General features: G+C 61.4%; 14 protein-coding genes. 3 read left to right on the forward strand and 11 right to left on the reverse strand.

Annotated elements, in window-relative coordinates:
* Window positions 1–81 precede the first annotated feature (81 nt).
* The 3 genes from RAC79_RS08765 to RAC79_RS08775 form a co-directional block, all read right to left on the reverse strand.
* Entirely contained in the window at window positions 82–795 is a 714-nt protein-coding gene (locus RAC79_RS08765; protein ID WP_065657190.1) for an HAD-IA family hydrolase, read from the reverse strand.
* 255 nt (window positions 796–1,050) lie between these two features.
* Window positions 1,051–2,424 (reverse strand): aspartate aminotransferase family protein, encoded by a 1,374-nt coding sequence (locus RAC79_RS08770; RefSeq protein WP_174039942.1) that lies wholly within the window; start codon window positions 2,422–2,424, stop codon window positions 1,051–1,053.
* Window positions 2,425–2,438: 14 nt separating this feature from the next.
* Window positions 2,439–3,275 (reverse strand): GNAT family N-acetyltransferase, encoded by an 837-nt coding sequence (locus RAC79_RS08775; RefSeq protein ID WP_374996974.1) that lies wholly within the window; start codon window positions 3,273–3,275, stop codon window positions 2,439–2,441.
* Here RAC79_RS08775 and RAC79_RS08780 point away from each other — a divergent pair.
* The 3 genes from RAC79_RS08780 to RAC79_RS08790 are packed head-to-tail and all read left to right on the forward strand — an operon-like array spanning window position 3,240 to window position 5,557.
* Complete coding sequence (locus tag RAC79_RS08780) at window positions 3,240–3,602, forward strand: hypothetical protein (RefSeq protein ID WP_174039940.1); 363 nt, start codon at window positions 3,240–3,242, stop codon at window positions 3,600–3,602. The two genes, RAC79_RS08775 and RAC79_RS08780, sit on opposite strands and share 36 nt — an antisense overlap.
* Window positions 3,599–4,267, forward strand: a complete 669-nt coding sequence (locus RAC79_RS08785; RefSeq protein ID WP_078053498.1) for a haloacid dehalogenase type II — start codon at window positions 3,599–3,601, stop codon at window positions 4,265–4,267. The genes RAC79_RS08780 and RAC79_RS08785 overlap by 4 nt, the downstream gene beginning before the upstream one ends.
* A gap of 15 nt (window positions 4,268–4,282) precedes the next feature.
* On the forward strand, window positions 4,283–5,557 hold the full coding sequence (locus RAC79_RS08790) for an FAD-binding oxidoreductase (RefSeq protein WP_174039939.1): 1,275 nt from the start codon (window positions 4,283–4,285) through the stop codon (window positions 5,555–5,557).
* Window positions 5,558–5,829: 272 nt separating this feature from the next.
* Here RAC79_RS08790 and RAC79_RS08795 read toward each other — a convergent pair whose 3' ends face one another.
* The 8 genes from RAC79_RS08795 to RAC79_RS08830 all read right to left on the reverse strand — a co-directional run bounded on the left by RAC79_RS08795 (window position 5,830) and on the right by RAC79_RS08830 (window position 15,865).
* Window positions 5,830–7,287 carry an NAD-dependent succinate-semialdehyde dehydrogenase gene (locus tag RAC79_RS08795; protein ID WP_174039938.1) on the reverse strand — a complete coding sequence of 486 codons (1,458 nt, stop codon included), beginning with the start codon at window positions 7,285–7,287 and terminating at the stop codon, window positions 5,830–5,832.
* A 15-nt stretch (window positions 7,288–7,302) separates the two neighbouring features.
* Complete coding sequence (locus RAC79_RS08800) at window positions 7,303–8,346, reverse strand: tartrate dehydrogenase (protein ID WP_059753366.1); 1,044 nt, start codon at window positions 8,344–8,346, stop codon at window positions 7,303–7,305.
* A gap of 13 nt (window positions 8,347–8,359) precedes the next feature.
* Window positions 8,360–9,823, reverse strand: a complete 1,464-nt coding sequence (locus RAC79_RS08805) for an aldehyde dehydrogenase (RefSeq protein ID WP_031234532.1) — start codon at window positions 9,821–9,823, stop codon at window positions 8,360–8,362.
* A 141-nt stretch (window positions 9,824–9,964) separates the two neighbouring features.
* Window positions 9,965–11,932, reverse strand: coding sequence for a hydantoinase B/oxoprolinase family protein (locus RAC79_RS08810; protein ID WP_174045305.1), 1,968 nt, complete (start codon window positions 11,930–11,932; stop codon window positions 9,965–9,967).
* 3 nt (window positions 11,933–11,935) lie between these two features.
* Window positions 11,936–13,978, reverse strand: a complete 2,043-nt coding sequence (locus tag RAC79_RS08815) for a hydantoinase/oxoprolinase family protein (RefSeq protein WP_174045302.1) — start codon at window positions 13,976–13,978, stop codon at window positions 11,936–11,938.
* Window positions 13,979–14,106: 128 nt separating this feature from the next.
* A complete protein-coding gene (locus RAC79_RS08820; protein ID WP_174045299.1) occupies window positions 14,107–14,562 on the reverse strand; it encodes a GNAT family N-acetyltransferase in 456 nt (151 codons plus the stop codon).
* Window positions 14,559–14,915 carry a cupin domain-containing protein gene (locus RAC79_RS08825; RefSeq protein ID WP_174045296.1) on the reverse strand — a complete coding sequence of 119 codons (357 nt, stop codon included), beginning with the start codon at window positions 14,913–14,915 and terminating at the stop codon, window positions 14,559–14,561. The genes RAC79_RS08820 and RAC79_RS08825 overlap by 4 nt, the downstream gene beginning before the upstream one ends.
* Before the next feature lie 26 nt (window positions 14,916–14,941).
* Window positions 14,942–15,865: a glyoxylate/hydroxypyruvate reductase A gene (locus RAC79_RS08830; protein ID WP_142844659.1), complete on the reverse strand. Its 924-nt coding sequence runs from the start codon at window positions 15,863–15,865 to the stop codon at window positions 14,942–14,944.
* Window positions 15,866–15,879 lie beyond the last annotated feature (14 nt).

Raw genomic sequence — 15,879 nt, forward strand, 5'->3', positions numbered from 1 at the left:
TTGTATGATTTGTTGAAATGCGTCTGAAGAAATTTCCGGCATGCCGCATCCCAGTTCGCGGCACGCCATTGGCGGGGCGGCTCAGCCGCCCGTCTGTTTCACTGCTTCGGCAAGGCCGGCCATCGAGGTGAAGTGGTAGTCAGGCTCGGTAAAGTTTTCCGGCTCGATCGTACCGCCATATCCTTTCTGGGCGTGGCGACGCTCGATCCAGCAATTGGTCATGCCCAGTTTCCGGGAAATGCCGATATCGTGGTACTGGCTTTGCGCGACGTGCAGAATGTCGTCCTTCGATGCGCCTTCGCTTTTCACAAAGGCGAAGACCTTTTCGAAGAAGGCGGGATCGGGTTTTTCGGTGCCGGTGTCATCCGCCGTGAAAGCGGCATGAAACGGATTGCCGAGTTCCTTCGAGAAATATTCGAAGGCCCAGCGCTGGGCGTTGGTCATGGCGATGAGGCGATGCGTCTTGGCAAGTTCGGCCATGGCGGCGCGGCTGTCTTCAAAGCCTTTCCAGCTTTTTGCCGCATCGCGCAGGCGTTCACCGAATGCGCGTTCCGCCGGCAGGCCAAGTTCGGGAGCGATGATCAGGTATACGCGGACGAGGTCATCCGGAAACAGGTCGGTCGCGTCGGAATAACGGGCCGCGCGGTAAAGCGCGAGCGCCTTTTCACCATCGACCTCCACGCCGTTTTCCGCGCCGATTGCGGCCAGCGTCGATTTCAGGCCGCCTTCGAAATCGATGAGGGTCCCCACCACGTCGAAGCTCATATATTTGAAGTCGCTCAGTTTTTTGGGCAATGTCGGTCTCCGCTTTGCCGCCTTAAGCCTCTTGGGGAGCCTGCGGCAGATTATTCTGTTCCCGGACGGGATCCTTGCCCCGTTCCCATTTACGATTACGCCCTTTTTTATGGCGTTTAGTGCCGTTTGCATTAATAGTTTGGCACTTTCGGCACACCGGATTCGCCGAAATGGATCGGCTCTTCGGCAGAATATTGCGAATATGCGGTGCGTTGCGACATTTCGAGAGGATGCCGCAACGCCACCCGGCTCGCCTCAGGCCATGGCGGCCCGTACCGCGGGGTCTTCGAGCGTCTGGTCGAGGGTCTTCAGCGTCCGCTCGATGATGGCGTCGATCTCGCTGTCGGTGCAGCAGAGCGGCGGCGCGTAACCCAGAATACCGTTCGCAAAGGCGCGCACGATCAGACCGTTTTCCCAGGCGCGGTCGAAAACCTTGCGTGCGGGTGCCGCAGCGGCCGGCAGCGGCGTTTTCTTGTCCTTGTCGGTCACGAGTTCGATGGCGGCGAGCATGCCGCGCCCGCGGACATCGCCGACCAGCGGATGGCTTCTCAGGCTCTCAAGCCCCGCCATCAGCCTTTCACCGGCGCGGCGGCCATTTTCCAGCAGCCCGCCCTCGTAAAGTTTCAGCACTTCGAGGCCGACGGCGGCGCTGACGGGATGGGCGGAATAGGTGTAGCCATGCCCGATTGCGGCCTCGCCTGCGAAGTCGGCTATTGTATCATAGACGTGGTCCGCCATGAAGACGGCGCCCATCGGCACGTAGCCGGAGGTGAGGCCCTTGGCGGTGGTGATGAAGTCCGGCACAATATCCTCGTCGGAACAGGCAAACAGCGGCCCCGTGCGGCCAAAGCCGGTGATGACCTCGTCGGCGACGAAGAGGATGCCATAGGACCGGCAGAGGTCACGCATGGCCTTGATCCAGCCGGGAGGCGGCACGAGAACCCCGCCGGAACCCTGGATCGGTTCCGCATAGAAGGCGGCGACGCGGTCCGGACCGATCGTCTCGATCTTGTCCTTCAGGATTTGCAGGGAGGATGCGATGATGGCGGCCGGGTCGCTTCCCACCGGGTTACGGTAGGCGTAGTGCGACGGGATTTTGTGCTGCCAGTCGTAGGGCACGCCGAAACCGGCATGGAAAGCGGGCAGAGCGGTGAGGCCCGAACCGGCGGTGGTGGAGCCGTGATAACCCTGTTCGATGGAAATGAACTGGTCGCGCTGCGACTGGCCCTTGGCATGCCAGTAATAGCGGATGAACCGAATGGTGCTGTCCACCGCATCGGAGCCGCCAAGCGTGAAATAGACGTGGTTGAGATCGCCCGGCGCGCGGTCTGCAAGCTCGGAGGCCAGCCGGATGGCCGGTTCGCTGCCAATGTCGAAATAGGCGGTGGCATAAGGCAATTCCCGCATCTGCTTTGCCGCCGCCTCGACGATGCTGTCATGGCCGTAGCCGGCATTGACGCACCATAGGCCGGCAAAGCCGTCGATGAGCTGATGGCCGGTCATATCGGTGACGCTGGCGCCGCGTGCCGATTGCAGCACCCGCACACCCAGCTTCTCATGGCCGCGGAAGGAGGAGACAGGGTGCACCAGATGGGCGCGATCCAGTTCGATCAGTGAATTGCTTAACATGGGTCTCTCCGGATTCAGCCCAGCGCCTGGCTGGTCAATGCGAATGTTTTCAGTTTTTTGTCGGCGGGGATTTCGGTTTTCGACCGGCGCATGGCGATGCCGCCGCCGACATGGCCAAGACCGCGTTCGGCAAGCCAGGAGGCAAGCCCCGTATCGGCTGTGGTGTCCACACGAAGGAATGCGCCGGGACGTTCAGAAAACACGAATGCGATCAGATTTTTCGCGATTTCAGCATTTTCCGCGACGACCGGGCCGATGACTTCGCCACGCCCGAAGGCGCGAAGTGCTGCAAAGCCCTTGATGACGCCCCGTTCCTGCACGAGGGCGAAACGCGCCCTGTCGGCAAGTGCTGCAAAGAGGGTCGTGCGATCCGCACCGAAAGCCTGCGCATCGAGCACGGCGAGTTCGGCCGGATCGATGGTTTCCGCCCAGGTGACACCTTCCGGTCTGTCGTTCACCACCGGAATGCCCTGATGCTGGAGCACCTCGCCGCAGGCGGCGAAGCCCAGCTTTTCATAAAGGGGCAGACCGTCGGCCGTAGCGACAAGACGGCACTCGCGATTTTCTGCTGCGTCCAATGCCGCGCCCATCAGCTGGCGTCCAAGGCCGCGGCCGCGCATGCTCTCGTCCACGATCACCATATTGACAGTGGCGCAGGTGTCTCCAAGAACCGTCGCCATGGCGGTTCCGACGACGCGCCCGTTTTCCAGGGCGACGAAACCCTTGCTCAGGGAAAGGACCAGCGCCCAGTCTTCTTTCCGGTGCGGCCAGCCGGCCTGGCGGGAAAGTTCAACGGCCGCGTCGAGGTGGTCCGGTTGAAACGTTTGGATATCGATCAGGCTCGCCTGCATGCCGGAACTCCGTTTTTCTGCTTATTCATTGATAGACCGATGCCGAAAGAAGATTGTCCCGACAAATGGGAAGGTTCGATATGTTTCGCTGTTGCTTTTATCCGCCGCCGCATCTTATGCCGCGTCCTGTTCGCATCCGGCCGTAAACCGGGGACTGGCGGCGGCTTCCGGTTTGCCTCAACGCAACTCTCTGCCAAACTGGCGGCTGCATACGCAACAATCTGCTTCCGCGAATGGCAATTGCGGTGCGCCGACCGGGCAAAGGCTTTCTATGATCTGATTATTGCAGCCACCACCAATCCCCAAGCAAGGATGACGACGACATGACCATCTTCCGCCCTAAATACATCACTTTCGATTGCCACGGCACGCTCATTCATTTCCAGATGGCAGAGGCTGCCCGCGATCTCTACGGTGATCGTCTGGGAGAGGCGGAGATGGAAGAGTTCATCAAGAATTTTTCCGCCTATCGTCTCGACGAGGTCATGCATGACTGGAAGCCTTATGCAGAGGTCGTCCACAATGCCCTGTCGCGCACCTGCAAGCGCAATGGTGTAGCCTTTAAGGATGAAGATGCAGCAATGGTCTATGAGCGGGTTCCGACGTGGGGGCCGCATGCCGACGTTCCGGCGGGTCTTTCCAAGGTCGCCAAGGAGATCCCGCTGGTCATTCTGTCCAACGCCATGAACTCACAGATCATGTCGAATGTCGCCAAACTCGGCGCACCGTTCCATGCCGTCTATACGGCAGAGCAGGCACAGGCCTATAAACCGCATTTCAAGGCTTTCGAATATCTGTTCGACATGCTCGGTTGCGGCCCGGAGGACATCCTGCACGTGTCGTCCTCCTTCCGCTACGATCTGATGTCCGCCCATGACCTCGGCATCAAGAACAAGGTCTGGGTCAACCGTGGCCATGAACCTGCAAATCCCTATTACGGTTACACGGAAATTTCAGACATTTCCGGCCTTGCGGGCGTTGTCGGACTGTAAGAGAGGACATTGATCATGAAGCTCGTCTCCTATTGGCACGACACGGCGCCCCAGTTTTCCGGGGCGGCGCAAGGTCCTGTCGAAGGCCATTATGATGTGGCCGTCATCGGCGGCGGCTTCACGGGTCTCGGTGCCGCGCGCCAGCTTGCGAAAGCCGGTGCGCGCGTCGTCGTTCTGGAAGGGCAGCGCGTGGGCTGGGGCGCTTCGGGCCGCAACGGTGGCCATCTCAACAATGGCCTTGCCCATTCCTATCTCTCCGCCAAGGCGGAACTCGGCAAGGAGCGGGCTATCGCGCTCTACAAGGCGCTCGATTCCTCCATCGATACGCTGGAGGCGTTGATTGCCGAGGAGGGGATCGAGTGCAATTTCCGCCGGGCAGGCAAGCTGAAAATGGCGTCGAAACCGCAGCATTTCGAAGGTCTGGCGAAGAATTTCGAAGCGGTTCACGCCGAGGTCGATCCCGATACGGCGCTTCTTTCCGCGGCCGATCTCAAGTCGGAGATCGGTTCGCCCTTTTATGGCGCCATGCTCTCGAAGAAGAGCGCCATGATGCATATGGGCCGCTATGTGGCCGGCCTTGCCGAAGCCGCCAGCCGTCATGGCGCCGTGATCTTCGAAAATGCGGCGGTGACGAAGCACATCCAGAACGGCAGGACCCATGAACTGGAAACTCCGCGCGGCAAGGTGACGGCCGACAATGTTCTGGTGGCGACCGGCGCCTACACGCCGTCCGGCTTCGGTTATTTCCGTCGCCGCATCATCGCGGTCGGCAGTTTCATCATCGCCACGCGGCCGCTGACGGATGCCGAGGTTCAGGCCTCGGTTCCGGGTAACCGCACCTATGTCAACTCCATGAATATCGGCAATTATTTCCGGCTTGCGCCGGACAATCGCTTGATCTTCGGCGGTCGCGCCCGCTTTTCCGCCACGTCGGACCAGCGTTCGGACGCCAAAAGCGGTGCGATCCTGACGGAAAGTCTGCATCGCATCTTCCCGCAGCTTTCCCATGTGCCGATCGATTATTGCTGGGGCGGCCTGGTGGACATGACCAAGGACCGTTATCCGCGCGCCGGTTTTCATGACGGCGTCTGGTACGCCATGGGCTATTCCGGCCACGGTGCGCAGCTCTCGACGCATCTCGGGATGATTATGGCTGACGCCATTCTGGGACGGCCGGACAAGAACCCGCTAAAGGGGCTTGATTGGCCGGCGGTTCCCGGTCATTTCGGCAAGCCGTGGTTCCTGCCGCTGGTGGGCTTTTATTACAAGATGCTGGACAAGATTCAGTAGAAGGGCTGTTAGTTTTTCCGTCATGCCGGACTTGATCCGGCATCCAGCCACCGCGCGTCTGCGCGGTGAAAGAGTCTTCTGCGATCAAGGACTTGATTGCGCTGGACCCCGGACCAAGTCCGGGGTGACGGAGTGTAAATGCTGCGCTTTTCCAAACCTATTTGTGTCAGGACTGTATTTCCAATTCCCGCAATGCCGCTTTTTCAATTCCGCGCTTCAAAAAAAGAAGGGCCGCAGAGCGGCCCTTTAGGCGGGGATGAAAGAAGTGGGCGTCAGGCAAGCCCACCGATATGAAAGGCCTTGGTCTCCAGATATTCTTCGATACCGATCTGTGCACCCTCGCGGCCGAGGCCGGATTGCTTGACGCCGCCGAAAGGGGCGACCTCGGTGGAGATCAACCCGGTGTTGAGGCCGACCATGCCGAATTCCAGCGCTTCGCCCACACGCCAGGCGCGCTTGAGGTTCTCGGTGTAGAAATAGGCGGCAAGGCCGAAGGGTGTTCCATTGGCGATGGCGAGCGCCTCTTCCTCCGTCTCGAAACGGAAGAGCGGAGCGACCGGTCCGAAAGTCTCCTCGCTTGCCAGCTGCATCGCCGTCGTTGCGCCCGTCAGCACCACGGGCGCTGTATATTGCGGACCTTCCGGCAGATTGCGCGGCTTGGTGATGACCGTGGCACCCTTGGAAACGGCGTCATCGATATGGGCGCGGATTTTCGCGATCGCCGGTTGGTTGATCATCGGGCCAATGGAGACGCCCGCTTCCGTTCCGGGACCAACGCGCATGGCGTCGACGCGATCCGCCAGCTTCTTCGCAAAGGCGTCATAAACGCCGGACTGCACCAGAATCCGGTTAGCGCAGACGCAGGTCTGGCCACCATTGCGGAATTTCGAAACCAGCGCGCCTTCAATGGCGAGATCGAGATCGGCATCGTCGAACACGATGAAGGGCGCATTGCCGCCCAGTTCCAGCGACAGGCGTTTGATGCTGTCCGCAGCGCCCCGCATCAAAAGCGAACCGACGCGGGTGGAGCCGGTGAAGGAAATTTTCCGAACCGTCTCATTGGCCATGATTTCATTGCCGATATCAGTCGGCATGCCGGTGACGATGTTGATGACGCCCGCGGGAATGCCGGCCCGTTCGGCAAGCACACCAAGCGCGAGCGCCGAATAGGGTGTGAATTCCGAAGGCTTGATGACGACGGTGCAGCCGGTGGCGAGTGCCGGCGCGACCTTGCGGGTGATCATGGCGTTCGGGAAATTCCATGGCGTGATGATGCCGCAGACGCCGACAGGTTCCTTCAGCACCACGATGCGCCTGTCCGGCGTCGGTGAAGGGATGGTACCGCCGCCGATACGCCGGGCCTCTTCGGCAAACCATTTGACGAAGGATGCGCCGTAGCGGATCTCGCCCTTGGCCTCCTCAAGCGGCTTGCCCTGTTCGGTGGTCAGGATCAGGCCAAGATCGTCGATATTCTCGATCATCAGCGCGAACCATTTTTCCAGAAGCGCTGCGCGCTCCGCGTGGGTCTTTTTCTTCCACGGGCCGAAGGCGGCGTTGGCGGCTTCGATGGCCGCGCGGGTTTCTGCGCCGTCCATATCCGGCACGGTGCCGATGACCGCCTGCGTCGCCGGATCGATCACATCGACCGCCTTGCCCGATGCCGCCGCCTTCCAGGCGCCGCCGATCAAGCCCGTCTGGCGAAAGAGTTCCTTGTCCTTCAAACCTTGCATCATCTGTCTCCGAAATCAGTCGAGTGCCGCAAGAACCGCGGCGGTGATGGCGTCTGTCTTGTCCTTGCCCGGCACCGTGCCGATACCCCGGCCGGTCGCCGTTTCGAGCGCCGTCATGATACGCACAGCCGCGTCTTTTTCGCCGAGATGCTCGAGCATCATCGCGCCGGACCAGATGGCGGCGATTGGGTTGGCGATGCCGAGATGGGCGATATCAGGGGCCGAACCGTGCACCGGCTCGAACATGGACGGCGCGCTGCGGTCAGGATTGATATTGGCGGAGGCGGCAAAGCCGAGGCCGCCCTGAATGGCTGCGCCGAGGTCGGTCAGAATATCGCCGAAGAGGTTGGAGGCGACCACGACATCGAGGCTTTCCGGGGCCATGACCATGCGGGCCGCCATGGCGTCGATGTGATAGCTGGAAACCTCGACGTCGGGATATTCGGCAGCGAGCTTGTGGGTTACCTCGTCCCAGAACACCATCGAATATTTCTGGGCATTGGACTTGGTGATGGAGGCAAGCTTGCCGCGACGCTTCTGCGCCTGTTCGAAGCCGAAGCGCAGGATGCGCTCCACGCCCTTGCGGGTGAAGATCGAGGTTTCGACGGCAACTTCATCATCGGTGCCCTGATGCACGCGGCCACCGGCGCCGGAATATTCGCCCTCCGTGTTTTCACGGATGCAGAGAATGTCGAAGCCATCGGCCTTCAAAGGCCCCTGCACGCCGGGCAGAAGCCGGTGCGGGCGGATATTGGCATATTGCACGAAAGCCTTGCGGATCGGCAGCAGCAGGCCGTGCAGCGAGACAGAGTCCGGCACTTCCGCCGGCCAGCCGACTGCACCGAGCAGAATGGCGTCGAAGCCGCGCAGTGTTTCGATGCCGTCCTTGGGCATCATCGCGCCGGTTTCCTTGTAGAAGGCGCACGACCAGGGGAATTCTGTTCCTTCAAGCGCAAAACCGGAGGTTTTGGCGGCGGCGTTGAGCACCTGCCATGCGGCGTCCGTTACGCTTTTGCCGATGCCGTCTCCGGGAATGAGTGCGATGCGATGCGTTTTCAAGACATTACCCCTGTTACAGTCCGATAAGGACGCTTTTGCTCTTGCGGTTGGCGAGATAGGCCTCGCGTCCGAGATCCTTGCCGATGCCGGAGCGTTTGTAACCACCAGTCGGCAATATGTGGTCGCGCGAGCGGCCGTAACGGTTGACCCAGATCGTGCCCGCCTGGATGGCGCGGGACAGGCGCATGACGCGCGAGACGTCACGGCTGAAAAGACCCGCCGCCAGACCGTAGGTCGGATGGTCGGAAAGCGCCAGAGCCTCTTCTTCCGTGCGGAAGGTCTGCAGCGTCAGCACCGGCCCGAAGATTTCCTCAGTGACGGCAGGGGAGGTCTGGTCGACATTGGCGATCAGCGTCGGCTGGTAGAAATAGCCGGGACCGTCCATGATCGCGCCGCCGGTCAGGCATTCGCCGCCATGGGCGACCGCCGCCTGCACGATGCCGTCGATGCGCTTGCGCTGCACCTCGGAGATGATCGGCGAATATTGCGTCGTCTCGTCCCAGGTCGGGCCGGGCTTCACCGCCTTCATGCGGGCGATGATCGCGGTGGAAAGGGCATCCGCAGCACTTTCTTCGACGATGATGCGCGAGCCCGCCACACAGGCCTGCCCGGCATTGGAGAGGATATTTCCGGCGATGGCCGCTGCCGCCTTCTCGATATCGGCATCGGCGAAGACCAGTTGCGGGCTCTTGCCGCCAAGTTCCAGCGTCATGGGCTTGATGCCGGTGCGGGCGATGTTGGCCATGATGGCGGCGCCCGCGGCCGTGGAGCCGGTGAAGCTGACCTTGGAGATATCAGGGTGTCCGGTGATGGCATTGCCGGTCACGGGCCCGTCGCCCAGCACGATGTTGATGAGACCTGCCGGCAATCCGGCCTTGATCGCCAGCTGCGCCATGAAGATGCTGGAGAAGGGCGTCATTTCAGAAGGTTTCAGCACCACGGCATTGCCTGCGGCGAGCGCCGGACCAAGCTTCCAGCCGGCCATGGAGACGGGGAAATTCCACGGCGTGATGGCGCCGACGACGCCATAGGGTTCGGTCATGATCATGCCGAGGCTTGCATCGTCTGTCGGCACCAGATCGCCGCCTTCCTTGTCCGCGAATTCGGCAAAGAAACGGATCTGTTCGGCGGTGACGGCGATATCGCCGGCGATCAGCTGGCCCACCGGTCGCGTCGAGGAGAGCGCCTCGATTTTCGCCAGCGTCTCGGCTTCCTGTTCGATCAGGTCGGCCCAGCGCTGCAAGACCTTTGTGCGCTCGCGCGGGCGCACGCCGCCCCAGTTGCTGCTCTTCAACGCGGCCTTGGCAGTCTGCACAGCCTCATCGACCAGCGCCGCATCCGCCTTGGGACAACCAGCATATTCTATGCCGTCCGAAGGGCGGTGCATGTCGATGCCGTTTGCCGCCGGAACCAGCCGGTCGCCGATGAAGTGGCCGATCGGCAGGGATAAGCTGTCTGGATCGAAGCTGAGCGTCATGTGGAATCCTCTTTGGATATGCCCCAACGCTAATCCCTGATGGCAAGCAGCATCGACCGACTGCGGCGCGGGCGGTGAATGAAAATCCTGTTTTGCCACCGGCAGACAGCGCAATCTTCGGCGGCGAACGCAGGCCGCTGGTCAAACGCCGTAGCGGGCGCTTATCCGGTCGAAAATCCCGGCCATCCGCTCGCTAAGGGGGCGGGGATCATCGCCCTCGTTTTCAACCGCTTCAAACACCCGGTGTTTCAGGAAGAAGCGCCATCCCACGGGCGATTTTTGCAGGAATTGCGTCAGAAGATCATAACGTTCCCGGGTCCAGACCGCCTCGAAGGCGAGCCGCTCCGGTCCGTAGCTGATGATATCGTCCGTCTTCCGGCGCGGCGCGGCGCGCAGGGCAGCCGTCGCCTCTTCGTCGATATCATCACCGTTGAGCGCTACCCCATAGTGCCTTGCAGCATTTTCTGCTGAGACCGCACCACGCCGCACATCGCGCAGCACGGCCTGCGGCGGGCGGGTGAAGGGGTCGCCGTAACCGCCGGCTCCCGGTCCTATGACACGAATGACATCGCCCGGGCCGCAATGGACGATATCGGTATTGCCGAGCGAGATTTCGCCCTCGGTATCGGGATTGCGGAGGAAGCGGGAAATCAGCCCCGGACCTGCGCCGTTGACACCCCAGCTCGCCATAACCGAACGGTTGCGGTTGCGGGCCGTGACCACCGTTTCCGGGGAGGATATTTCAAACTCCATGACAGCCGAAAGCCCGCCGCGAAAACGGCCTGCTCCGCCGGTGTCGCGTTGGAGCCCATACCGGCGGAAAAGGATCGGTACTTCCGCTTCGCTGATTTCAATCGGCGTGTTGCGCAGAAAACCGGTGGCGCCGCCCGCGCCATCGCTGCCGTCGCAGAAGGGCGTGCCGCCGCCGCCGCCGCCAACCGGGCCGATGGAGGCCATGACCGGGCGGCCGTTCCTGTCGCTGGTCTTGATGTTCATGATGGCGTTTCCGCCGGGTGAGGCGGCGGGAATAAGCTCAGGCAGCGCCTTTGCAAAAGCGCCGATGGTGACGATCTGGGTCATGGCGCAGGTCAGCGAACGCATGCCGACGGCGGCCGGGCGCTGGCAATTGACGATCGTGCCTTCCGGCAGCACGGCCCGCGCCGGGCGCAGGGTGCCGGCATTCAGGAGCAGGCTGTTATCGAGCGTATAAAGCACATAGGTCAGGCCCACCATGACGAGCGAATGCCGCTCTCGGCCGCCGGTCGGCATGTTCAGCGACGAGCCGAGCTGCGGGTCGCTGCCGGTATAATCGAGGATGGCTTCGCCGCCGCGGATTTTCAGCGTCAGTGCCACGCGGCATGGCCGGCCGCCGACGGAATCCTCATCGGCATAATCGGCAAAGAAATAGTCGCCATCGGGCACCCGGGTGAGGATTTGCCGGGTCTGCTCTTCCGCATAGTCGAAAATCTGGCGCACACCGTCCAGAAAATCGTCAAAGCCGAAACGGGCGATGATCTCCTGCATCTTGCGTTCGCCGATATTGACGGAGGCGATCTGGGCGTGGAGGTCGCCGATATTCTGCTCCGGCATGCGGACATTGGCCTTCATCATGTCGATGATGAAGGGATCGAGCCTGCCTTTGCGAACGAGCTTGACCGGCGGGATGCGCAGGCCTTCCTGCTCGATTTCGGAAAGCGAGCGGGACAATGAGGCGGGAACCGCGCCGCCGACATCGGTATTGTGGATGTGTCCGACCACGAAACAGGCAATTTTGCCCTCATGGAAGACCGGTTTCCAGATGTGGATATCCGGCGAGTGGGTGGCGACGAAACCGCTATAGGGGTCGTTCGTGATGCAGATATCGCCCTCTTCATATTCCTCGAACATGGAAAGCAGCGGCGCGTAGTCGATGCCGCTATACCAGGGCGCACCGAATTGCCGGGGATTGGCGAAGGCCAGCCCTTCGCGCGTCACCACCTGACAGGAAAAATCCTCGGTTTCCTTGACGAAGGCGGAATGGGCGGTGCGCATCAGCGTAAAGGCCATGGCATCGGCGGCGGCCGAGCAGAAATTGGCGAGCACCTTGAGATTGCGGCGATCGATGGTCATGGGTCAAAACTCCCGCTTGGTAATGACGAGATTGCCGAAACGGTCCACATGGACCGAAAAGCCGGGCGGCACGACGGTGGTGGTGTCGTCCTGAAGGACGATGGCGGGACCGTTGAAATCGTGGCCGGCCGCCAGATCGTCACGGTGATAGATCGCCAAGTCGTGCTCCATGCCGCCAAACCATCCTTTCGTGTGAAAGCGCGGTGTTGCGGGGCCCGTGGCCACGCCTGTCTCGCGAAGCGGCGGCTTCGGTGTTTTCCCGGAGACGACGAGCCTGAGATTGACCATCTGCACGGCCGCCCGCTCATCGGAATGACCGTAGAGGCGGGCATGCTCCTCATGAAAAGCTCTGTTTATCGCGCCGGCGTCGCCGCTGCCCAGCCATTCCGGCTGGAGCGTGGTTTCGATTTCGTAGGATTGGCCGCGATAGCGCATGTCGGCGGAAAGCCGCATCTCGCAATCGCCGTTAAAACCCTGTTCTTTCAACCAATTGCGGCCGGTTTCCTGCATTTCGGCGAGAAGGGGGGCGAGTTCGGAGACCTCCCTGTCGTTCACATCGCAATAGGTGGTTCGGATGAAATCGTTCTTCAGATCGGCAATCAGGCCGCCGAGCGCGGAAACGACGCCCGGGGTGGGCGGCACCACCACACCCTTCATGTCCAGCTCGCGGGCGAGGAAGCAGGCGAGCATCGCGCCGGCGCCGCCGAAAGCGAAGAGGTGAAATTCGCGTGGGTCGATGGCGAAACGGGAGGTGAGGGCGTTCACCTCCGCATACATGCCGGAGACGGCGATATCGACGATGTTGCCGGCGAGCGCCTCGACGGAAAGGTCGAGTTTTTCGGCGAGCGGCGAGAGCGCGGCGCGCGATGCGCCGTGATCGACGGTCACCGCGCCATAACCGAGCGGCATATGGCCGATGAGATTGGCGGCCGCCATGGCATCCGTGATCGTCGGGCGGTTGCCGCCGCGTCCGTAACAGGCCGGCCCCGGCGTCGAGCCGGCACTTTCCGGCCCCACCTGCAACAGGCCGAGACTGTCGACCCATGCGACCGAGCCGCCGCCCTGGCCGACGGAACTGACGGAAACGGAAGGGACATGAATCTGGAAATCGCCGATCAGCTCGCCGACCCCATATTGGGCCTCGCCATCAAGGATAACGGCCACATCGGCGCTGGTGCCGCCGATATCGAGGCTCATCACCCGGTCAAAGCCGCTGGCCTTTGCCAGATAACCCGCGCCGATGACGCCGGAAGCTGTGCCCGACAGGATCATCTGCACACATTCCCGCCGCGCCTGATCGATGCCCATGACACCGCCATTGGTCTTGGTGATGAGGAGCGGGCAGGCAATGCCTTGCCCGCGCAGCACTGTTTCGAAACGGTCGAGGTAATGTGCGACGCGCGGCTGGACATAACCGCTGATGACGGCGGTGATGGTGCGCTCATATTCGCGGATGATCGGCCATGTCTCGGCAGATGAGACCACCGGCAATTGCGGAGCGATGCGTTCGATCATCGCCTTCACGGCAAGTTCGTTTTCGGGATTGCGGTAGGAATGCAGGAAGGCGAGCACAATTCCGTCGCAACCGGCTGCAAGGGCGCCGGCGACAGCCTGCGCTACATTCTCTTCGTTTGGGGCGAGCTTTACCTCGCCGGTCGCCAGCATGCGCTCGGCTATGCCGAAAACGCGTTCACGCGGGATGAGCGGTTCCGGCCGCACGGAATAGAGATTGTGGATCTGCGGAATTTTCAGGCGTGCAACGCCCAGCACATCCTCGAAATTTTCGGTGGTGAACAGCGCGACGTTCTGGCCGTTGCGCTGGATAACGGTATTGACGCCGACGGTGGTGCCATGGGTGAAATAGGAAACGTCCTTCGCTTCGATGCCGTCGCGCTTTTTCAGCGTGTCCAGCGCGAGAAGGATTTCTTCTCCGGGCGCATCGGGGCGGGAAAACACTTTCAGGGTGGAAAGCGCGCCGGTCCCATCGTCGAACACGGCAAAATCCGTGAACGACCCGCCAACATCGACGCCAATGCGATATCCCATCTCTTCCGTCTCCTTTTCCAGTGCGGACGATGCTGTCATCGGGACCGGAAAAGGGCCAAGCATTTATGGGGTAAGGGTCATAGCCCCAGGTTATGAGGACGGCCGAGGTGACCCATAGGGAGGGTTGTTCAATCCTCGCCCGGTTTCGGCACCGTCATGTAATATTCGGGATGCGGTGCGGCGCGATAACCGGCCTTTTCGTAAACGCCATGGGCGTCGCGGGTCGCCAGCATCCAGCTCGATACCGTCGAAAGCTCCGGGTGTTTGCGTATCTCGGTGGCGATCCAGGACGCAAGGCCGCGACCGCGATGATCCTCCACCGTGAAGACATCGCGCAGATAGCCGAAAACGGCATAATCCGTCACCAGGCGGGCGAAGGCGGCCATGGAACCGTCAGGGGCGTAAACGCCGACCGGCAGCGAATGCGAAAGCGCCCGCTTCAGCCGGTCGGCGGTCATTCCCTGCGCCCAGTAGGAATCGCGGGCGAGAAAACCATGGACCAGATCGAAATCCACCCGTGCCGGATCGGTGCTCAGCACATAGCCGTCGCGGGTGATTTCGAAAATGGCCGGTTCCCAGTTCATCCGTTCACCGTAACATAGATCTTGCGCACGGTTTCAATGGTTTTCCACACGCCGACGAAGCCCGGCTTCATGACGAAACTGTCGCCAGCCGTATAACGCAGCGGTGCGCCGCCTTCCGGCGTGATTTCGATGACGCCTTCGAGAATATGGCAGAATTCGAAGGCTTCGCCCTTGATCGAACGGCTTTCGCCCGGCGTTGCTTCCCAGATGCCGGTGTGGACGGTGCCGTTGCGGGCTTCGTCCAGCGGCCAGGTCTTGAAGGACGGATCGCCGGAAATGAGGCGTTCCGGCAGGGCCTTGGAGGCTTTCGGTTCGAAGGCGGGGTGCGTGTCGATGGTCTTGAGAAGCGGCATGGGTGTCCTTTCCTGGAACGGGATGATCAATATCCGCGATTGCGGTCGACGAGGCCGAGCGGCTCGAGGCCGGACTGGTATCGTTTGATGTTTTCGACAACGGTGCGTGCTGCCGAATGCGGCTGGGTGACGCTGGCGATGTGCGGCGTCAGGAGAATTTTCGGATGCGTCCAGAAGGCGTGGTCTTCCGGAAGCGGTTCCGGATCGGTGACGTCGATCACGGCACCCGAAAGCCTGCCGCTGTCCAGCGCATCGATGAGGGCGTCGTGGTCGAGCTGTTTGCCGCGCCCGGCGTGAACCAGCCCCGCACCCTCGGGAAGCATCCCCAGGCGTTCGCCATTCAGAAGTCCCGTCGTTTCGTCGGTCAGCGGCAGCAGGCAAACGAGAATATCGCTGGTCGAAAGGATCGTGGACAATCCGGCTTCGCCATGATGGCAGGTCACACCATCGATCTCGCGCGGTGAACGGCTCCAGCCGGAAAGCGGAAAACCGAAGGGTTTCAGCCGTTCCAGCGCCGCAACGCCCAGCATGCCGAGGCCGAGAACGCCCACCCGGCACTCTTCCGCCTGACGCTGCGGCAGGGCCTTCCAGAGTTGCTGGCGCTGCTGTTTCAAATAGACCGGCAGGTTGCGGTGAAGCGCCAGCACGCCGAGGCTCACATATTCCTGCATCATGCGGATGATGCCTTCATCCACCATGCGCACGACTTTCACATGCGCAGGGACGGTGTCGATGTGAAACTGATCGACGCCCGCACCGATGGAAAACAGGATTTCGAGATTGCGGTAGCGGCCGATATCATCAGGCACGGTCCAGGTAATGACGTACCGAACCGCATCCGGATCGACGCTTTTGGCATCCATCGAAAAAGGTAGTTCCGGCAGGTCGCGGGCCAGAGCCTGCCGGAAAATCTCGCCGCGCTTCGCGTCGGAATTGAAGAAGAAAGTCATCTGAAATCCGTGGT

Origin of the sequence: Agrobacterium sp. LR_9, assembly GCF_041954855.1 — a bacterium.
Lineage (GTDB): Bacteria > Pseudomonadota > Alphaproteobacteria > Rhizobiales > Rhizobiaceae > Agrobacterium > Agrobacterium leguminum.

Excerpts from the sequence above, each read along its gene's own strand:
- RAC79_RS08770 (WP_174039942.1), bottom strand. The coding sequence starts at position 2,424 with ATGTTAAGCAATTCACTGATCGAACTGGATCGCGCCCATCTGGTGCAC.
- RAC79_RS08775 (WP_374996974.1), bottom strand. The coding sequence starts at position 3,275 with ATGCAGGCGAGCCTGATCGATATCCAAACGTTTCAACCGGACCACCTC.
- RAC79_RS08785 (WP_078053498.1), top strand. The coding sequence starts at position 3,599 with ATGACCATCTTCCGCCCTAAATACATCACTTTCGATTGCCACGGCACG.
- RAC79_RS08790 (WP_174039939.1), top strand. The coding sequence starts at position 4,283 with ATGAAGCTCGTCTCCTATTGGCACGACACGGCGCCCCAGTTTTCCGGG.
- RAC79_RS08795 (WP_174039938.1), bottom strand. The coding sequence starts at position 7,287 with ATGCAAGGTTTGAAGGACAAGGAACTCTTTCGCCAGACGGGCTTGATC.
- RAC79_RS08805 (WP_031234532.1), bottom strand. The coding sequence starts at position 9,823 with ATGACGCTCAGCTTCGATCCAGACAGCTTATCCCTGCCGATCGGCCAC.
- RAC79_RS08810 (WP_174045305.1), bottom strand. The coding sequence starts at position 11,932 with ATGACCATCGATCGCCGCAATCTCAAGGTGCTCGCCAATTTCTGCTCG.
- RAC79_RS08815 (WP_174045302.1), bottom strand. The coding sequence starts at position 13,978 with ATGGGATATCGCATTGGCGTCGATGTTGGCGGGTCGTTCACGGATTTT.
- RAC79_RS08820 (WP_174045299.1), bottom strand. The coding sequence starts at position 14,562 with ATGAACTGGGAACCGGCCATTTTCGAAATCACCCGCGACGGCTATGTG.
- RAC79_RS08825 (WP_174045296.1), bottom strand. The coding sequence starts at position 14,915 with ATGCCGCTTCTCAAGACCATCGACACGCACCCCGCCTTCGAACCGAAA.
- RAC79_RS08830 (WP_142844659.1), bottom strand. The coding sequence starts at position 15,865 with ATGACTTTCTTCTTCAATTCCGACGCGAAGCGCGGCGAGATTTTCCGG.